Origin of the sequence: Escherichia sp. WS1451, assembly GCF_046487365.1 — a bacterium.
GTDB classification, from domain to species: Bacteria; Pseudomonadota; Gammaproteobacteria; order Enterobacterales; family Enterobacteriaceae; genus Escherichia; species Escherichia coli.
On the sequence record NZ_JBJQJP010000015.1, the window covers coordinates 111,719 to 127,272 of the forward strand.

A 15,554-nucleotide genomic window follows, 5' to 3' on the forward strand; every position below is an offset into this window, starting at 1 on the left:
CCTTTGCATACATGCAGTACATCAATGTATTACTGTAGCATCCTGACTGTTTTAGCATAGCTTTCGCTTTGTGTCTCCTGGTGTCTCGCTTCAGCATGACCCAGGTCGCCTTCCGTTGCGCGATTTGGTTAGTACGCGTACTCTGTCAGGAAAATTGACGCAGTGGAGTAGCAAAAATGCAAGCGCGAGTGAAGTGGGTCGAAGGGTTAACTTTTCTGGGCGAATCCGCCTCTGGTCACCAGATTTTAATGGACGGCAACTCAGGCGATAAAGCACCAAGTCCGATGGAAATGGTGTTGATGGCGGCGGGTGGTTGCAGTGCCATCGATGTGGTTTCTATTCTGCAAAAAGGGCGTCAGGATGTGGTCGATTGTGAAGTAAAATTGACCTCTGAACGCCGCGAAGAGGCACCACGCCTGTTTACGCACATTAATCTGCATTTTATCGTCACCGGTCGCGACCTGAAAGACGCAGCGGTTGCGCGTGCGGTTGATCTCTCTGCGGAGAAATATTGTTCAGTGGCGTTGATGCTGGAAAAAGCGGTGAATATTACTCACTCATATGAAGTGGTTGCCGCGTGATTTAACTATCCCGTTGTGAAGCCGGATAGTATTTTATCCGGCGTAATAGCAAAGTTACTCGATTTTCTTTCCTTCCATCAATCGTTGCACCAGCGGCAGCATAATTAATTCCATTGCCAGACCCATTTTGCCGCCGGGCACCACTAACGTATTGATGTGGGAAATGAATGAGCCTTGCAACATCGCCAGCAGCCAGGGGAAATCGATCCCTTCCAGATTACGAAAATGGATCACCACAAAGCTTTCATCCAGCGACGGGATACCTTTTGCCGCGAACGGGTTTGAAGTGTCGACGGTGGGAACGCGCTGGAAGTTAAGATGGGTGCGGGAAAACTGCGGTGTGATGTAGTTGATATAGTCTTCCATTGAACGCACTACCGAGTCCATCACGGCTTCTCGTGAGTGCCCGCGCTCGCTGGTGTCGCGGATCAGTTTTTTAATCCACTCAAGGTTAACGATAGGCACCACGCCGACCAGTAAGTCCACATGCTGCGCAACGTTATGCTGTGGCGTGACTACGCCGCCGTGTAGCCCTTCATAAAACAGTACATCAGTGGGTTCCGGTAAAGGTTGCCATGGGGTGAATGTTCCCGGCACCTGATTCCACGGTACGGCTTCGTCGTACGTATGCAGATATTTGCGAGATTTCCCTTTGCCGCTCTGACCATATTCAATGAAGGTTTGTTCCAGCAGGCCAAAGTCGTTCGCTTCGGGGCCGAAGTAGCTGATATGCCGCCCGGCGTCGCGCGCTTTGCGGATCGCCATGTCCATTTCCGGGCGGGTGTAACGGTGAAAACTATCGCCTTCCACCTCGGCTGCATGCAGATTTAACTGCGCGAATATTTTACGAAACGCGAGGCTGGTGGTGGTGGTCCCCGCGCCGCTGGATCCTGTTACCGCAATGACCGGATGTTTGGCAGACATAGTAACTCCATGACTTAGCTATCATTATTATCTCGTCCGCCGACGGTTGCAGGTTATTCGCGAAACTGACCGCGCGGCATGATATTGACCGTTTCGTGCAGCTCCGACCATACCAGCACCGCTTCTCCGCACTGTAGCTGGCGTTTGACGTCGGCGACTTTCTGTTCAAGTGTACGCTCATGTTCACCATAATCGGTGCCTTCACGTAACACAAAGCTTTCAATTAAATTTTCCAGCGTTTCGGGGGAGAGGTCTTGCCACGGAATCAACATGATTTCGCCTCCAGATACGTTGTTAACCAGTCAGGAATGCGTGACTCCAGCCACATTTGCGGATGAAGTAATGTACCGCCAATAAAGCCAACATGACCGCCATGTTCAGTCAGTTGATACTCCACCTGCGGGGGGAGACTTTCCGGTTTCGGGATCACCTGATGATCCATAAACGGATCGTCTTTGGCGTGAATAATCAGCGTCGGTTTGGCGATCCGGTTCAGCATCGGCATGGCGCTACACTGACGATAATAGTCGATAGCGTCAGCGTAGCCGTGAATTCTGGCGGTGATCAGATCGTCAAATTCACGGATGCGACGTACCGATTTTAACTGCGCGAGATTAATCGGCAGTGTTCCGGGGTAGGCTGCCAGCTTGCGCGCGGCATTGGCTTTTAACAGGTTCAGCAAGTAACGCTGATAAACGCGGGAAAAGCCCTTTTCCATATGATAACTACAGGCTTCCAGCATAAATGGCGCGGAGACAATTACCGCTGCATCAATCGGGAGGTTATTACCTTCTTTTGCCAGCAAACAGGCGAGCATATTACCGCCGAGCGAATAGCCGACGGCAGCCGTTGGCGCATGTCCAAATTCGCGCTGCAGCCAGCGTAAAAACCAGCTGGCGTCTTCGGTTTCGCCCGAATGGTAAATGCGGTGCATACGGTTTGGTTCACCGCTGCATCCGCGAAAATGCATCACCACGCCCAGCCAGCCGCGTTTTTGCGCCGCCTCGACCAGACCGTGGGCGTAAGGGCTATTGAGGCTGCCCTCCAGCCCGTGAAACACCACTAAACGCGGTTTATGGTTCGCCTGGGCAGGGTCTTCACTCCATGCGAGATCGACAAAATCGCCGTCGGGCAACTCCAGTCGCTGCCAGTGCGGGGTGAATTTCACCTTGCGACGAAACAGACGCGGCAGCATGGTTTGTAGATGACAATTGCTAAAGCCGCGCATAGGGGTGAATTCAGCACTGCTGCTGAATTCATTGGCATCGGTCGTCGTTATCTGCGCCATCAGTTGCTTTGCCCTTCCAGCAGCATCTGCTCAAGCTGCTCCTGGGCTTCCAGCCACGCCATTTCGCACTCTTCCAGGCCGGATTTGGCGCTGGCTTGCTGTTGCAGGCAGGCGGTCAACTCCGCTTTACGGCTCTGGTCATACAGTTCGCTGTCGCCGAGTTTCTCTTCCGCCTGCGCCAGTTGCGCGTTCAGCTTCTCCATCTCTTTTTCCAGACGGGCAATCTCTTTACGCAGTGGCTGGGTTTGCGCACGCAGCTCCGCTTCCCGACGCTTCTGATCTTTACGTGCCTGGGCGCTGTTCGCGTTCTCTTTTGGCGCTTCGTCGGCCTGGTTTTCCTGCTTTTGTACGTCGCTCAACCACTGTTGATAATCTTCCAGATCGCCGTCGAACGGTTCGACTTTACGATCGTGAACCAGGTAGAGATCGTCAGTGGTGGAACGCAGCAAATGACGGTCGTGCGAGACGACAACCAGCGCGCCTTCGAACTCGATTAATGCTTCGGTGAGTGCCTGACGCATGTCGAGGTCAAGGTGGTTGGTCGGTTCGTCGAGCAGCAGCAGATTCGGACGCTGCCAGACAATTAATGCCAGCACCAGGCGGGCTTTTTCCCCACCGGAGAAGCGGCGCGTTTCTTCGGTTACTTTATCGCCCTGGAAACCAAAGCCGCCGAGGTAGTCACGCAGTTTTTGCTCCAGCTCCTGCGGCGCTAAACGTGCCAGATGTTGAATCGGCGATTCGTCGGCGCGCAGGTATTCCAGTTGATGCTGGGCGAAGTAGCCGAGCTTGATCCCTTTCGCCAGACCAATTTCACCGCTGACTGGCGCAAGTTCACCGGCTAACAGTTTGATTAATGTCGATTTACCCGCGCCGTTGCGGCCTAGCAGACCAATGCGCGAGCCGGGGACCAGATTCAGTTTAATCGAGTCGAGAATAATGCGATCACCATAGCCTGCGCTGACTTTTTCCATCTTTAATAACGGATTAGGCAGGCTTTCCGGCGCGCGGAAGCTAAAGCGGAACGGGTTGTCGACGTGCGCCGGGGCAATCAGCTCCATACGCTCCAGCATCTTAATACGGCTCTGGGCCTGCTTCGCTTTGGTGGCTTTGGCACGGAAACGGTCGATATAACTTTGCAGATGCGCTACGCGTTCCTGCTGGCTTTCGTACATCGCTTGTTGCTGCGCCAGACGGGTGGCGCGCTGTACTTCAAACGAACTGTAGTTGCCGGTGTACTCGAACATGCTTTGTTGTTCGATATGAATAATTTTTTCAACGATCGGATCGAGGAAGTCGCGGTCGTGAGAGATCAGGATCAGCGTGCCCTGATAGCTCTTCAGCCATTTTTCCAGCCAGATAACGGCATCGAGATCGAGGTGGTTAGTCGGTTCGTCGAGCAGCAGCAAGTCTGAACGGCAAATCAGCGCCTGGGCAAGGTTAAGACGCATACGCCAGCCACCGGAGAAATCACTTACCGGGCGCTCCAGTTGTTCATTGCTGAAACCGAGGCCGTGCAGCAGGCTGGCGGCACGGGAGCGAATACTCCATGCGTCAATAGCATCCAGCTTGCCATGAATAGTGGCGATGGCGTGCCCGTCGTTACGTTCGTTGGCGTCGTGTAGCTGCGCTTCCAGTTGACGATATTCACGGTCGCCGTCAATGACATATTCCAGCGCCGCTTGCGGTAACGCCGGCGTTTCCTGATTCACCCACGCCAGTTGCCAGCTTCCCGGAAAGGTGTAGCTGCCGCCGTCGGCGCTGATTTCATTTTTCAGCAATGCCAGCAGGGTAGATTTACCACAGCCGTTTTTACCCACCAGGCCGACTTTCTGCCCGGGGTTGATGGTGGCGGTGGCATTATCCAGCAGGACGCGCACGCCGCGACGAATTTGTAACGAGGAGAAAACAATCATAAGGCGCCGTATGTTCAGACTATGTTAACTTATCATTATGATAATGTAATGTATGGGCGAGCTGCCGCACCGGGCGCAATGGTAGCCCAAAACAGCGACTATACACAAAAACCATACCGGGAGGGGGATGATGTCTCAGCCAGCGAAAGTTTTGCTGCTGTATGCCCATCCGGAATCTCAGGACTCGGTGGCAAACCGGGTTCTGCTTAAACCGGCCACGCAGCTCAGCAATGTTACCGTGCACGACCTTTATGCGCACTATCCCGACTTTTTTATTGATATCCCTCGTGAGCAGGCATTACTGCGCGAGCACGAGGTGATTGTCTTTCAGCATCCTCTTTATACCTATAGCTGCCCGGCGCTACTGAAAGAGTGGCTGGACCGGGTATTAAGCCGTGGTTTTGCCAGCGGACCGGGGGGAAACCAACTGGCGGGAAAGTACTGGCGTAGCGTGATTACCACCGGCGAGCCGGAAAGTGCTTACCGTTATGACGCCTTGAATCGCTACCCCATGAGCGATGTTCTGCGCCCCTTTGAACTAGCGGCGGGCATGTGCCGGATGCATTGGTTGAGTCCCATCATTATTTACTGGGCGAGACGGCAAAGCGCACAGGAGCTGGCGAGTCACGCCAGAGCCTACGGTGACTGGCTGGCAAATCCGCTGTCTCCAGGAGGCCGCTGATGGAAGGTTCCGATTTTTTACTCGCAGGAGTGCTGTTTCTCTTCGCGGCGGTGGCTGCGGTGCCGCTGGCATCGCGGCTGGGGATTGGCGCTGTGTTGGGATATTTGCTGGCAGGGATTGCAATTGGCCCGTGGGGGCTGGGGTTTATTAGCGACGTCGATGAGATCCTCCACTTTTCGGAACTCGGCGTGGTGTTCCTGATGTTTATCATCGGCCTTGAGTTGAATCCCTCCAAGCTTTGGCAACTGCGGCGTTCGATTTTTGGCGTAGGCGCGGCACAGGTGCTGTTAAGCGCGGCGTTGCTGGCGGGATTATTGATGCTGACCCATTTCTCATGGCAGGCGGCGGTGGTCGGTGGCATTGGCCTTGCGATGTCTTCAACTGCAATGGCGTTGCAATTGATGCGTGATAAAGGGATGAATCGCAGCGAATCCGGCCAGTTAGGTTTCTCGGTACTGCTGTTTCAGGATCTGGCGGTGATCCCGGCACTGGCGTTAGTGCCGTTGTTGGCGGGTTCGGCAGACGAACATTTCGACTGGATGAAGATCGGCATGAAGGTGCTGGCGTTTGTCGGCATGCTGATTGGCGGGCGCTATTTACTGCGTCCGGTATTCCGTTTTATTGCAGCTTCTGGCGTGCGGGAAGTGTTCACCGCTGCGACGCTGCTGCTGGTGTTGGGTTCCGCATTGTTTATGGATGCGCTGGGGTTGTCGATGGCGCTCGGTACGTTTATTGCGGGTGTGCTACTGGCGGAAAGTGAATATCGCCATGAACTGGAAACGGCTATCGATCCCTTCAAAGGCTTGCTGCTCGGTTTGTTCTTTATCTCTGTCGGCATGTCGCTCAACCTCGGGGTGCTTTATACCCATCTGTTGTGGGTAGTGATAAGTGTGGTTGTGCTGGTGGCGGTGAAAATTCTCGTGCTGTATCTGCTGGCGCGACTGTATGGCGTGCGTAGCTCAGAGCGGATGCAGTTTGCTGGCGTGTTGAGTCAGGGCGGTGAGTTTGCCTTTGTGCTCTTTTCTACCGCTTCTTCACAACGCTTATTCCATGGCGACCAGATGGCGCTGTTACTGGTGACGGTGACGCTTTCCATGATGACCACGCCGCTGCTGATGAAGCTGGTAGATAAATGGCTATCCCGCCAGTTTAACGGACCGGAAGAAGAAGACGAAAAACCGTGGGTCAACGATGATAAACCCCAGGTCATTGTCGTGGGCTTTGGGCGTTTTGGTCAGGTGATTGGTCGTTTGCTGATGGCAAATAAAATGCGCATTACCGTGCTGGAGCGGGATATCAGCGCCGTTAACCTGATGCGCAAATATGGCTACAAAGTTTATTACGGCGACGCCACGCAGGTCGATCTTTTACGTTCTGCGGGTGCAGAGGCCGCTGAGTCTATCGTCATTACCTGTAACGAGCCGGAAGACACCATGAAACTGGTGGAAATATGCCAGCAGCACTTTCCGCATTTGCATATTCTTGCGCGAGCGCGCGGACGTGTGGAAGCGCATGAGTTATTACAGGCAGGGGTGACGCAGTTTTCCCGTGAAACATTCTCCAGTGCGTTAGAGCTGGGGCGCAAGACGCTGGTCACGCTTGGCATGCATCCGCATCAGGCACAGCGGGCGCAACTGCATTTTCGCCGCCTGGATATGCGGATGCTGCGAGAGCTCATCCCAATGCATGCCGATACCGTACAAATTTCTCGCGCCAGGGAAGCCCGACGCGAACTGGAAGAGATTTTCCAGCGTGAAATGCAACAAGAACGACGCCAGCTGGACGGCTGGGATGAATTTGAGTAGAGGGTAAAGATGGCAATCCGAAAACGTTTTATTGCGGGGGCAAAATGCCCGGCCTGTCAGGCGCAGGATTCAATGGCGATGTGGCGCGAAAATAATATTGATATTGTTGAATGTGTTAAGTGCGGACATCAGATGCGAGAAGCAGACAAAGAAGCCCGCGATCACGTTCGCAAAGATGAGCAAGTGATCGGGATTTTTCATCCGGACTAGCGATATGCGCCGAGTTTTTTTAAGCTAGTGAGTACACGGCTGCAGAATTCCGCTACAATCTGCGCCACTATTCTTCCCATGCTCAGGAGATATCATGAAAGTAGCAAAAGACCTGGTGGTCAGCCTGGCCTATCAGGTACGTACAGAAGACGGTGTGTTGGTTGATGAGTCTCCGGTGAGTGCGCCGCTGGACTACCTGCATGGTCACGGTTCCCTGATCTCTGGCCTGGAAACGGCGCTGGAAGGTCACGAAGTTGGCGACAAATTTGATGTCGCTGTTGGCGCGAACGACGCTTACGGTCAGTACGACGAAAACCTGGTGCAACGCGTTCCTAAAGACGTATTTATGGGCGTTGATGAACTGCAGGTAGGTATGCGTTTCCTGGCTGAAACCGACCAGGGTCCGGTACCGGTTGAAATCACTGCGGTTGAAGACGATCACGTAGTGGTTGATGGTAACCATATGCTGGCTGGTCAGAACCTGAAATTCAACGTTGAAGTTGTGGCGATTCGCGAAGCGACCGAAGAAGAACTGGCTCATGGTCACGTTCACGGCGCGCACGATCACCACCACGATCACGACCACGACGGTTGCTGCGGTGGTCATGGCCACGATCACGGTCATGAACACGGTGGCGAAGGCTGCTGCGGCGGTAAAGGTAACGGCGGTTGCGGTTGCCACTAATACCGAAAAAGTGACAAAAAAGCGGGGGAATCCCCGCTTTTTTTACGCCTCAATAATGTGGCGGTGGCGTTTCTTCAGCCTGCGACGCGATGTTCGACGGCTGGCTGGCTTTTAGCTTCTCGGTCAGCAGACGCAGATGATCGCGCAGTTTCGCCATCTCCATTTCATGAGCGGTCACCGTGACATTCAGTTCTTCAATGGTGATTTCCTGAAAAGCCAATCGGCTCTCCAGCTCTGCCAGGCGTGCTTCCAATGATAAATCCTGCATGATTCACCTCTTTTGTCGAATGGTCGCCGCGGATTCTACTTAACTTTGCTGCCCGAGACAGCACTCATTTCGCGGTCATCGAAACTAATTTAAACAAAAAGAGTCTGAAAATAGATGATAATAGGGCGTGTCTGTATGTAGATTTGTTCGACAACGCTTTATAGTACCCTTCTGATAATAGTTAACCCTGGGGTGAGATGCCCCGATCCTGGAGATATGGATGAAATCACTGTTTAAAGTAACGCTGCTGGCGACCACAATGGCCGTTGCCCTGCATGCACCGATCACTTTTGCTGCTGAAGCTGCAAAACCTGCTACAACTGTTGACAGCAAAGCAGCGTTCAAAAATGACGATCAGAAATCAGCTTATGCACTGGGTGCTTCGCTGGGTCGTTACATGGAAAACTCTCTTAAAGAACAAGAAAAACTGGGCATCAAACTGGATAAAGATCAGCTGATCGCTGGTGTTCAGGATGCATTTGCTGATAAGAGCAAACTCTCCGACCAAGAGATCGAACAGACACTGCAAGCATTCGAAGCTCGCGTGAAGTCTTCTGCTCAGGCGAAGATGGAAAAAGACGCGGCAGATAACGAAGCGAAAGGTAAAGAGTACCGCGAGAAATTTGCCAAAGAGAAAGGTATGAAAACCTCTTCAACTGGTCTGGTTTATCAGGTAGTAGAAGCCGGTAAAGGCGAAGCACCGAAAGACAGCGATACTGTTGTCGTGAACTACAAGGGTACGCTGATCGACGGAAAAGAGTTCGACAACTCTTACACCCGTGGTGAACCGCTCTCTTTCCGTCTGGACGGTGTTATTCCGGGTTGGACAGAAGGTCTGAAGAACATCAAGAAAGGCGGTAAGATCAAACTGGTTATTCCACCAGAACTGGCTTACGGCAAAGCGGGTGTTCCGGGGATCCCACCGAATTCTACCCTGGTGTTTGACGTAGAGCTGCTGGATGTGAAACCAGCGCCGAAGGCTGATGCAAAGCCGGAAGCTGATGCGAAAGCCGCAGATTCTGCTAAAAAATAAGCATTAAGAACCGCCGCCTGACCAGGCGGCGGTTTTTTTATTACAGGCCGGATATAATTAGTGCTGGAAAGCGGAACCTCCGCTGTATTAATTTAGTTACCCGCATCATTAATGAGCCTGCCCTGAAAAGTTAACGACAGGCTCCTGAAAAGGAGTGTTTTTTTTCATGTCCAGGTCGCTTTTAACCAACGAAACCAGTGAGTTGGATTTACTGGATCAACGTCCTTTCGACCAGACCGATTTTGATATTCTGAAATCCTACGAAGCGGTGGTGGACGGGTTAGCGATGCTTATTGGCTCCCACTGTGAAATCGTTTTGCACTCTTTGCAGGATCTAAAATGTTCAGCCATTCGCATTGCTAACGGTGAACATACAGGCCGGAAGATTGGTTCGCCAATTACTGACCTGGCGCTACGTATGCTGCACGATATGACGGGAGCGGATAGCAGCGTTTCTAAATGCTACTTTACTCGCGCCAAAAGCGGCGTATTAATGAAGTCCCTGACTATCGCGATTCGTAACCGCGAACAGCGTGTAATTGGTCTGCTGTGCATCAATATGAATCTTGATGTTCCCTTCTCGCAGATTATGAGCACCTTTGTGCCGCCAGAAACCCCGGATGTCGGTTCAAGCGTCAACTTTGCCTCTTCTGTTGAAGATCTGGTTACCCAAACGCTGGAGTTCACCATCGAAGAAGTGAATGCCGATCGCAATGTTTCTAATAACGCCAAAAATCGTCAGATCGTGCTGAATCTCTACGAGAAAGGGATCTTCGATATTAAAGATGCGATCAACCAGGTTGCTGACCGCCTGAACATCTCCAAACACACTGTCTATCTCTACATCCGCCAGTTCAAGAGCGGTGATTTCCAGGGGCAAGATAAGTAATGCGTTTTGCCATCGTGGTGACCGGGCCAGCATACGGTACGCAACAGGCGAGTAGTGCTTTTCAGTTTGCGCAGGCACTGATAGCCGAAGGCCATGAGTTAAGCTGCGTCTTTTTCTATCGGGAAGGGGTCTATAACGCTAACCAATTGACCTCACCGGCAAGCGATGAATTTGACCTTGTGCGCGGCTGGCAACAGTTGAATGCGCAACATGGTGTGGCGCTGAATATCTGCGTAGCGGCAGCGTTACGCCGCGGTATCGTCGATGAAACTGAAGCAGGAAGGCTGGGGCTGGCTTCGTCAAATCTTCAGTCGGGATTTACCTTAAGCGGACTTGGCGCGCTGGCGGAAGCCTCGCTGACCTGTGACAGGGTGGTACAGTTCTGATGAAACGAATTGCGTTTGTTTTTTCTACTGCGCCTCATGGTACAGCTGCAGGCCGGGAAGGTTTAGATGCTTTACTGGCAACTTCCGCATTAACTGACGATCTGGCTGTCTTCTTTATAGCTGATGGCGTTTTTCAGCTGCTGCCAGGACAAAAGCCCGATGCAGTGCTGGCGCGTGATTACATTGCCACTTTTAAATTGTTGGGTCTGTACGACATTGAACAGTGCTGGGTTTGTGCGGCTTCACTGCGCGAACGCGGGTTAGATCCGCAGACACCCTTTGTTGTCGAAGCCACGCCGCTCGAAGCAGATGCCTTACGCCGCGAACTCGCCAACTACGATGTTATTTTGAGGTTTTGAGGCGTTTATGCTGCACACATTACATCGTTCACCCTGGCTGACGGATTTTGCTGCGCTGCTGCGTCTGCTCAGTGAAGGCGACGAACTGCTATTATTGCAAGATGGCGTAACTGCCGGAGTTGACGGTAACTGCTACCTTGAAAGTCTGCGTAATGCCCCCATTAAGGTCTATGCCCTGAACGAAGACCTTATTGCCCGCGGTTTGACTGGTCGAATTTCGAACGACATCATTCCCATTGACTATACTGATTTCGTCAGACTTACGGTTAAGCACTCCAGCCAGATGGCCTGGTGATGGCGGGATCGTTGTATATTTCTTGACACCTTTTCGGCATCGCCCTAAAATTCGGCGTCCTCATATTGTGTGAGGACGTTTTATTACGTGTTTACGAAGCAAAAGCTAAAACCAGGAGCTATTTAATGGCAACAGTTAACCAGCTGGTACGCAAACCACGTGCTCGCAAAGTTGCGAAAAGCAACGTGCCTGCGCTGGAAGCATGCCCGCAAAAACGTGGCGTATGTACTCGTGTATATACTACCACTCCTAAAAAACCGAACTCCGCGCTGCGTAAAGTATGCCGTGTTCGTCTGACTAACGGTTTCGAAGTGACTTCCTACATCGGTGGTGAAGGTCACAACCTGCAGGAGCACTCCGTGATCCTGATCCGTGGCGGTCGTGTTAAAGACCTCCCGGGTGTTCGTTACCACACCGTACGTGGTGCGCTTGACTGCTCCGGCGTTAAAGACCGTAAGCAGGCTCGTTCCAAGTATGGCGTGAAGCGTCCTAAGGCTTAATGGTTCTCCGTTAAGTAAGGCCAAACGTTTTAACTTAAATGTCAAACTAAACTCGTAGAGTTTTGGACAATCCTGAATTAACAACGGAGTATTTCCATGCCACGTCGTCGCGTCATTGGTCAGCGTAAAATTCTGCCGGATCCGAAGTTCGGATCAGAACTGCTGGCTAAATTTGTAAATATCCTGATGGTAGATGGTAAAAAATCTACTGCTGAATCTATCGTATACAGCGCGCTGGAGACCCTGGCTCAGCGCTCTGGTAAATCTGAACTGGAAGCATTCGAAGTAGCTCTCGAAAACGTGCGCCCGACTGTAGAAGTTAAGTCTCGCCGCGTTGGTGGTTCTACTTATCAGGTACCAGTTGAAGTCCGTCCGGTTCGTCGTAATGCTCTGGCAATGCGTTGGATCGTTGAAGCTGCTCGTAAACGCGGTGATAAATCCATGGCTCTGCGCCTGGCGAACGAACTTTCTGATGCTGCAGAAAACAAAGGTACTGCAGTTAAGAAACGTGAAGACGTTCACCGTATGGCCGAAGCCAACAAGGCGTTCGCACACTACCGTTGGTAATCCCTTCGGAGTTTTAGTCACCAGGCGGGCGCTTCCAGTAAGCAGCCCGCTTTGGGCTACTTAAATTGAACGCCTAAAAGATAAACGAGGAAACAAATGGCTCGTACAACACCCATCGCACGCTACCGTAACATCGGTATCAGTGCGCACATCGACGCCGGTAAAACCACTACTACCGAACGTATTCTGTTCTACACCGGTGTAAACCATAAAATCGGTGAAGTTCATGACGGCGCTGCAACCATGGACTGGATGGAGCAGGAGCAGGAACGTGGTATTACCATCACTTCCGCTGCGACTACTGCATTCTGGTCTGGTATGGCTAAGCAGTATGAGCCGCATCGCATCAACATCATCGACACCCCGGGGCACGTTGACTTCACAATCGAAGTAGAACGTTCCATGCGTGTTCTCGATGGTGCGGTAATGGTTTACTGCGCAGTTGGTGGTGTTCAGCCGCAGTCTGAAACCGTATGGCGTCAGGCAAACAAATATAAAGTTCCGCGCATTGCGTTCGTTAACAAAATGGACCGCATGGGTGCGAACTTCCTGAAAGTTGTTAACCAGATCAAAACCCGTCTGGGCGCGAACCCGGTTCCGCTGCAGCTGGCGATTGGTGCTGAAGAACATTTCACCGGTGTTGTTGACCTGGTGAAAATGAAAGCTATCAACTGGAACGACGCTGACCAGGGCGTAACCTTCGAATACGAAGATATCCCGGCAGACATGGTTGAACTGGCTAACGAATGGCACCAGAACCTGATCGAATCCGCAGCTGAAGCTTCTGAAGAGCTGATGGAAAAATACCTGGGTGGTGAAGAACTGACTGAAGCAGAAATCAAAGGTGCTCTGCGTCAGCGCGTTCTGAACAACGAAATCATCCTGGTAACCTGTGGTTCTGCGTTCAAGAACAAAGGTGTTCAGGCGATGCTGGATGCGGTAATTGATTACCTGCCATCCCCGGTTGACGTACCTGCGATCAACGGTATCCTGGACGACGGTAAAGATACTCCGGCTGAACGTCACGCAAGTGATGACGAGCCGTTCTCTGCACTGGCGTTCAAAATCGCTACTGACCCGTTTGTTGGTAACCTGACCTTCTTCCGTGTTTACTCCGGTGTGGTTAACTCTGGTGATACCGTACTGAACTCCGTGAAAGCTGCACGTGAGCGTTTCGGTCGTATCGTTCAGATGCACGCTAACAAACGTGAAGAGATCAAAGAAGTTCGCGCGGGCGACATCGCTGCTGCAATCGGTCTGAAAGACGTAACCACTGGTGACACCCTGTGTGACCCGGATGCGCCGATCATTCTGGAACGTATGGAATTCCCTGAGCCGGTAATCTCCATCGCAGTTGAACCGAAAACCAAAGCTGACCAGGAAAAAATGGGTCTGGCTCTGGGCCGTCTGGCTAAAGAAGACCCGTCTTTCCGTGTATGGACTGACGAAGAATCTAACCAGACCATCATCGCGGGTATGGGCGAACTGCACCTCGACATCATCGTTGACCGTATGAAGCGTGAATTCAACGTTGAAGCGAACGTAGGTAAACCGCAGGTTGCTTACCGTGAAACTATCCGCCAGAAAGTTACCGATGTTGAAGGTAAACACGCGAAACAGTCTGGTGGTCGTGGTCAGTATGGTCATGTTGTTATCGACATGTACCCGCTGGAGCCGGGTTCAAACCCGAAAGGCTACGAGTTCATCAACGACATTAAAGGTGGTGTAATCCCTGGCGAATACATCCCGGCCGTTGATAAAGGTATCCAGGAACAGCTGAAAGCAGGTCCGCTGGCAGGCTACCCGGTAGTAGACATGGGTATTCGTCTGCACTTCGGTTCTTACCATGACGTTGACTCCTCTGAACTGGCGTTTAAACTGGCTGCTTCTATCGCCTTTAAAGAAGGCTTTAAGAAAGCGAAACCAGTTCTGCTTGAGCCGATCATGAAGGTTGAAGTAGAAACTCCGGAAGAGAACACCGGTGACGTTATCGGTGACTTGAGCCGTCGTCGTGGTATGCTCAAAGGTCAGGAATCTGAAGTTACTGGCGTTAAGATCCACGCTGAAGTACCGCTGTCTGAAATGTTCGGATATGCAACTCAGCTGCGTTCTCTGACCAAAGGTCGCGCATCATACACCATGGAATTCCTGAAGTATGATGAAGCGCCGAGTAACGTTGCTCAGGCCGTAATTGAAGCCCGTGGTAAATAAGCCTAAGGGTTAATACCAAAGTCCCGTGCTCTCTCCTGAAGGGGAGAGCACTATAGTAAGGAATATAGCCGTGTCTAAAGAAAAATTTGAACGTACAAAACCGCACGTTAACGTTGGTACTATCGGCCACGTTGACCACGGTAAAACAACGCTGACCGCTGCAATCACCACCGTACTGGCTAAAACCTACGGCGGTGCTGCTCGTGCATTCGACCAGATCGATAACGCGCCGGAAGAAAAAGCTCGTGGTATCACCATCAACACTTCTCACGTTGAATATGACACCCCGACCCGTCACTACGCACACGTAGACTGCCCGGGGCACGCCGACTATGTTAAAAACATGATCACCGGTGCTGCTCAGATGGACGGCGCGATCCTGGTAGTTGCTGCGACTGACGGCCCGATGCCGCAGACTCGTGAGCACATCCTGCTGGGTCGTCAGGTAGGCGTTCCGTACATCATCGTGTTCCTGAACAAATGCGACATGGTTGATGACGAAGAGCTGCTGGAACTGGTTGAAATGGAAGTTCGTGAACTTCTGTCTCAGTACGATTTCCCGGGCGACGACACTCCGATCGTTCGTGGTTCTGCTCTGAAAGCGCTGGAAGGCGACGCAGAGTGGGAAGCGAAAATCCTGGAACTGGCTGGCTTCCTGGATTCTTACATTCCGGAACCAGAGCGTGCGATTGACAAGCCGTTCCTGCTGCCGATCGAAGACGTATTCTCCATCTCCGGTCGTGGTACCGTTGTTACCGGTCGTGTAGAACGCGGTATCATCAAAGTTGGTGAAGAAGTTGAAATCGTTGGTATCAAAGAGACTCAGAAGTCTACCTGTACTGGCGTCGAAATGTTCCGCAAACTGCTGGACGAAGGCCGTGCTGGTGAGAACGTAGGTGTTCTGCTGCGTGGTATCAAACGTGAAGAAATCGAACGTGGTCAGGTACTGGCTAAGCCG

19 protein-coding genes are annotated in these 15,554 nt (G+C 52.1%); 14 read left to right on the top strand and 5 right to left on the bottom strand.

Features of this window, described 5'->3' with window-relative positions; translation table 11 throughout:
• The first annotated feature begins 176 nt into the window (after positions 1-176).
• The gene (locus tag ACJHX7_RS18420) at positions 177-581 is read left to right on the top strand and encodes an OsmC family protein (protein WP_001148908.1); all 405 of its coding nucleotides are present in this window, start codon (positions 177-179) and stop codon (positions 579-581) included.
• Positions 582-635: 54 nt separating this feature from the next.
• On the opposite strand, the gene ACJHX7_RS18425 is transcribed toward ACJHX7_RS18420, so the two are convergent.
• The 4 genes from ACJHX7_RS18425 to ACJHX7_RS18440 are packed head-to-tail and all read right to left on the bottom strand — an operon-like array spanning position 636 to position 4,706.
• Positions 636-1,505: a phosphoribulokinase gene (locus tag ACJHX7_RS18425; protein ID WP_410231674.1), complete on the bottom strand. Its 870-nt coding sequence runs from the start codon at positions 1,503-1,505 to the stop codon at positions 636-638.
• Between the two features lie 53 nt (positions 1,506-1,558).
• Complete coding sequence (locus ACJHX7_RS18430; protein WP_024704858.1) at positions 1,559-1,777, bottom strand: YheU family protein; 219 nt, start codon at positions 1,775-1,777, stop codon at positions 1,559-1,561.
• Positions 1,771-2,793, bottom strand: a complete 1,023-nt coding sequence (locus ACJHX7_RS18435; protein WP_000057370.1) for a hydrolase — start codon at positions 2,791-2,793, stop codon at positions 1,771-1,773. Before ACJHX7_RS18435 ends, ACJHX7_RS18430 begins: the two co-directional genes overlap by 7 nt.
• Positions 2,793-4,706, bottom strand: a complete 1,914-nt coding sequence (locus tag ACJHX7_RS18440) for an ABC transporter ATP-binding protein (RefSeq protein ID WP_094030152.1) — start codon at positions 4,704-4,706, stop codon at positions 2,793-2,795. The genes ACJHX7_RS18435 and ACJHX7_RS18440 overlap by 1 nt, the downstream gene beginning before the upstream one ends.
• 130 nt (positions 4,707-4,836) lie before the next feature.
• On the opposite strand from ACJHX7_RS18440, the gene kefG reads away from it, so the two are divergent.
• The 4 genes from kefG (at position 4,837) to slyD (ending at position 8,088) form a co-directional block, all read left to right on the top strand.
• The gene (gene kefG / locus ACJHX7_RS18445) at positions 4,837-5,388 is read left to right on the top strand and encodes a glutathione-regulated potassium-efflux system ancillary protein KefG (protein WP_001297514.1); all 552 of its coding nucleotides are present in this window, start codon (positions 4,837-4,839) and stop codon (positions 5,386-5,388) included.
• Positions 5,388-7,193, top strand: a complete 1,806-nt coding sequence (kefB, locus tag ACJHX7_RS18450; RefSeq protein WP_032172359.1) for a glutathione-regulated potassium-efflux system protein KefB — start codon at positions 5,388-5,390, stop codon at positions 7,191-7,193. The genes kefG and kefB overlap by 1 nt, the downstream gene beginning before the upstream one ends.
• A 9-nt stretch (positions 7,194-7,202) precedes the next feature.
• Positions 7,203-7,403 (top strand): YheV family putative zinc ribbon protein, encoded by a 201-nt coding sequence (locus ACJHX7_RS18455; protein WP_001007730.1) that lies wholly within the window; start codon positions 7,203-7,205, stop codon positions 7,401-7,403.
• A gap of 94 nt (positions 7,404-7,497) precedes the next feature.
• Positions 7,498-8,088, top strand: a complete 591-nt coding sequence (gene slyD / locus ACJHX7_RS18460) for a peptidylprolyl isomerase (RefSeq protein ID WP_000861334.1) — start codon at positions 7,498-7,500, stop codon at positions 8,086-8,088.
• A 49-nt stretch (positions 8,089-8,137) separates the two neighbouring features.
• Here slyD and ACJHX7_RS18465 read toward each other — a convergent pair whose 3' ends face one another.
• A complete protein-coding gene (locus ACJHX7_RS18465) occupies positions 8,138-8,356 on the bottom strand; it encodes a protein SlyX (protein ID WP_001153615.1) in 219 nt (72 codons plus the stop codon).
• A gap of 220 nt (positions 8,357-8,576) precedes the next feature.
• Between ACJHX7_RS18465 and fkpA the strand changes: the two genes are divergently transcribed.
• The 9 genes from fkpA to tuf all read left to right on the top strand — a co-directional run.
• Positions 8,577-9,389 carry an FKBP-type peptidyl-prolyl cis-trans isomerase gene (fkpA, locus tag ACJHX7_RS18470; protein ID WP_410231675.1) on the top strand — a complete coding sequence of 271 codons (813 nt, stop codon included), beginning with the start codon at positions 8,577-8,579 and terminating at the stop codon, positions 9,387-9,389.
• Positions 9,390-9,555: 166 nt separating this feature from the next.
• Positions 9,556-10,278 carry a transcriptional regulator gene (locus ACJHX7_RS18475; protein ID WP_000091466.1) on the top strand — a complete coding sequence of 241 codons (723 nt, stop codon included), beginning with the start codon at positions 9,556-9,558 and terminating at the stop codon, positions 10,276-10,278.
• Positions 10,278-10,664, top strand: coding sequence for a sulfurtransferase complex subunit TusD (tusD, locus tag ACJHX7_RS18480; RefSeq protein ID WP_001209685.1), 387 nt, complete (start codon positions 10,278-10,280; stop codon positions 10,662-10,664). Before ACJHX7_RS18475 ends, tusD begins: the two co-directional genes overlap by 1 nt.
• Entirely contained in the window at positions 10,664-11,023 is a 360-nt protein-coding gene (gene tusC, locus ACJHX7_RS18485; RefSeq protein ID WP_000820714.1) for a sulfurtransferase complex subunit TusC, read from the top strand. Before tusD ends, tusC begins: the two co-directional genes overlap by 1 nt.
• 7 nt (positions 11,024-11,030) lie before the next feature.
• Positions 11,031-11,318 carry a sulfurtransferase complex subunit TusB gene (gene tusB / locus ACJHX7_RS18490; protein ID WP_000903385.1) on the top strand — a complete coding sequence of 96 codons (288 nt, stop codon included), beginning with the start codon at positions 11,031-11,033 and terminating at the stop codon, positions 11,316-11,318.
• A gap of 125 nt (positions 11,319-11,443) precedes the next feature.
• A complete protein-coding gene (gene rpsL / locus ACJHX7_RS18495) occupies positions 11,444-11,818 on the top strand; it encodes a 30S ribosomal protein S12 (RefSeq protein ID WP_000246815.1) in 375 nt (124 codons plus the stop codon).
• Between the two features lie 96 nt (positions 11,819-11,914).
• On the top strand, positions 11,915-12,385 hold the full coding sequence (gene rpsG / locus ACJHX7_RS18500) for a 30S ribosomal protein S7 (protein WP_001138043.1): 471 nt from the start codon (positions 11,915-11,917) through the stop codon (positions 12,383-12,385).
• Between the two features lie 96 nt (positions 12,386-12,481).
• Entirely contained in the window at positions 12,482-14,596 is a 2,115-nt protein-coding gene (gene fusA / locus ACJHX7_RS18505) for an elongation factor G (protein ID WP_000124700.1), read from the top strand.
• Between the two features lie 70 nt (positions 14,597-14,666).
• Positions 14,667-15,554 (top strand): elongation factor Tu (gene tuf / locus ACJHX7_RS18510; protein ID WP_135488687.1); only part of this gene is annotated, 888 nt, incomplete at its 3' end.

What these genes read in the sequence shown, in the direction of transcription:
- rpsL (WP_000246815.1), top strand. Translation starts at nt 11,444, where the DNA reads ATGGCAACAGTTAACCAGCTGGTACGCAAACCACGTGCTCGCAAAGTT.
- fusA (WP_000124700.1), top strand. Translation starts at nt 12,482, where the DNA reads ATGGCTCGTACAACACCCATCGCACGCTACCGTAACATCGGTATCAGT.
- ACJHX7_RS18435 (WP_000057370.1), bottom strand. Translation starts at nt 2,793, where the DNA reads ATGGCGCAGATAACGACGACCGATGCCAATGAATTCAGCAGCAGTGCT.
- ACJHX7_RS18420 (WP_001148908.1), top strand. Translation starts at nt 177, where the DNA reads ATGCAAGCGCGAGTGAAGTGGGTCGAAGGGTTAACTTTTCTGGGCGAA.
- fkpA (WP_410231675.1), top strand. Translation starts at nt 8,577, where the DNA reads ATGAAATCACTGTTTAAAGTAACGCTGCTGGCGACCACAATGGCCGTT.
- ACJHX7_RS18475 (WP_000091466.1), top strand. Translation starts at nt 9,556, where the DNA reads ATGTCCAGGTCGCTTTTAACCAACGAAACCAGTGAGTTGGATTTACTG.
- ACJHX7_RS18440 (WP_094030152.1), bottom strand. Translation starts at nt 4,706, where the DNA reads ATGATTGTTTTCTCCTCGTTACAAATTCGTCGCGGCGTGCGCGTCCTG.
- rpsG (WP_001138043.1), top strand. Translation starts at nt 11,915, where the DNA reads ATGCCACGTCGTCGCGTCATTGGTCAGCGTAAAATTCTGCCGGATCCG.
- tusB (WP_000903385.1), top strand. Translation starts at nt 11,031, where the DNA reads ATGCTGCACACATTACATCGTTCACCCTGGCTGACGGATTTTGCTGCG.
- tusC (WP_000820714.1), top strand. Translation starts at nt 10,664, where the DNA reads ATGAAACGAATTGCGTTTGTTTTTTCTACTGCGCCTCATGGTACAGCT.
- kefB (WP_032172359.1), top strand. Translation starts at nt 5,388, where the DNA reads ATGGAAGGTTCCGATTTTTTACTCGCAGGAGTGCTGTTTCTCTTCGCG.
- ACJHX7_RS18455 (WP_001007730.1), top strand. Translation starts at nt 7,203, where the DNA reads ATGGCAATCCGAAAACGTTTTATTGCGGGGGCAAAATGCCCGGCCTGT.
- ACJHX7_RS18425 (WP_410231674.1), bottom strand. Translation starts at nt 1,505, where the DNA reads ATGTCTGCCAAACATCCGGTCATTGCGGTAACAGGATCCAGCGGCGCG.
- ACJHX7_RS18430 (WP_024704858.1), bottom strand. Translation starts at nt 1,777, where the DNA reads ATGTTGATTCCGTGGCAAGACCTCTCCCCCGAAACGCTGGAAAATTTA.
- kefG (WP_001297514.1), top strand. Translation starts at nt 4,837, where the DNA reads ATGTCTCAGCCAGCGAAAGTTTTGCTGCTGTATGCCCATCCGGAATCT.
- tusD (WP_001209685.1), top strand. Translation starts at nt 10,278, where the DNA reads ATGCGTTTTGCCATCGTGGTGACCGGGCCAGCATACGGTACGCAACAG.
- slyD (WP_000861334.1), top strand. Translation starts at nt 7,498, where the DNA reads ATGAAAGTAGCAAAAGACCTGGTGGTCAGCCTGGCCTATCAGGTACGT.
- ACJHX7_RS18465 (WP_001153615.1), bottom strand. Translation starts at nt 8,356, where the DNA reads ATGCAGGATTTATCATTGGAAGCACGCCTGGCAGAGCTGGAGAGCCGA.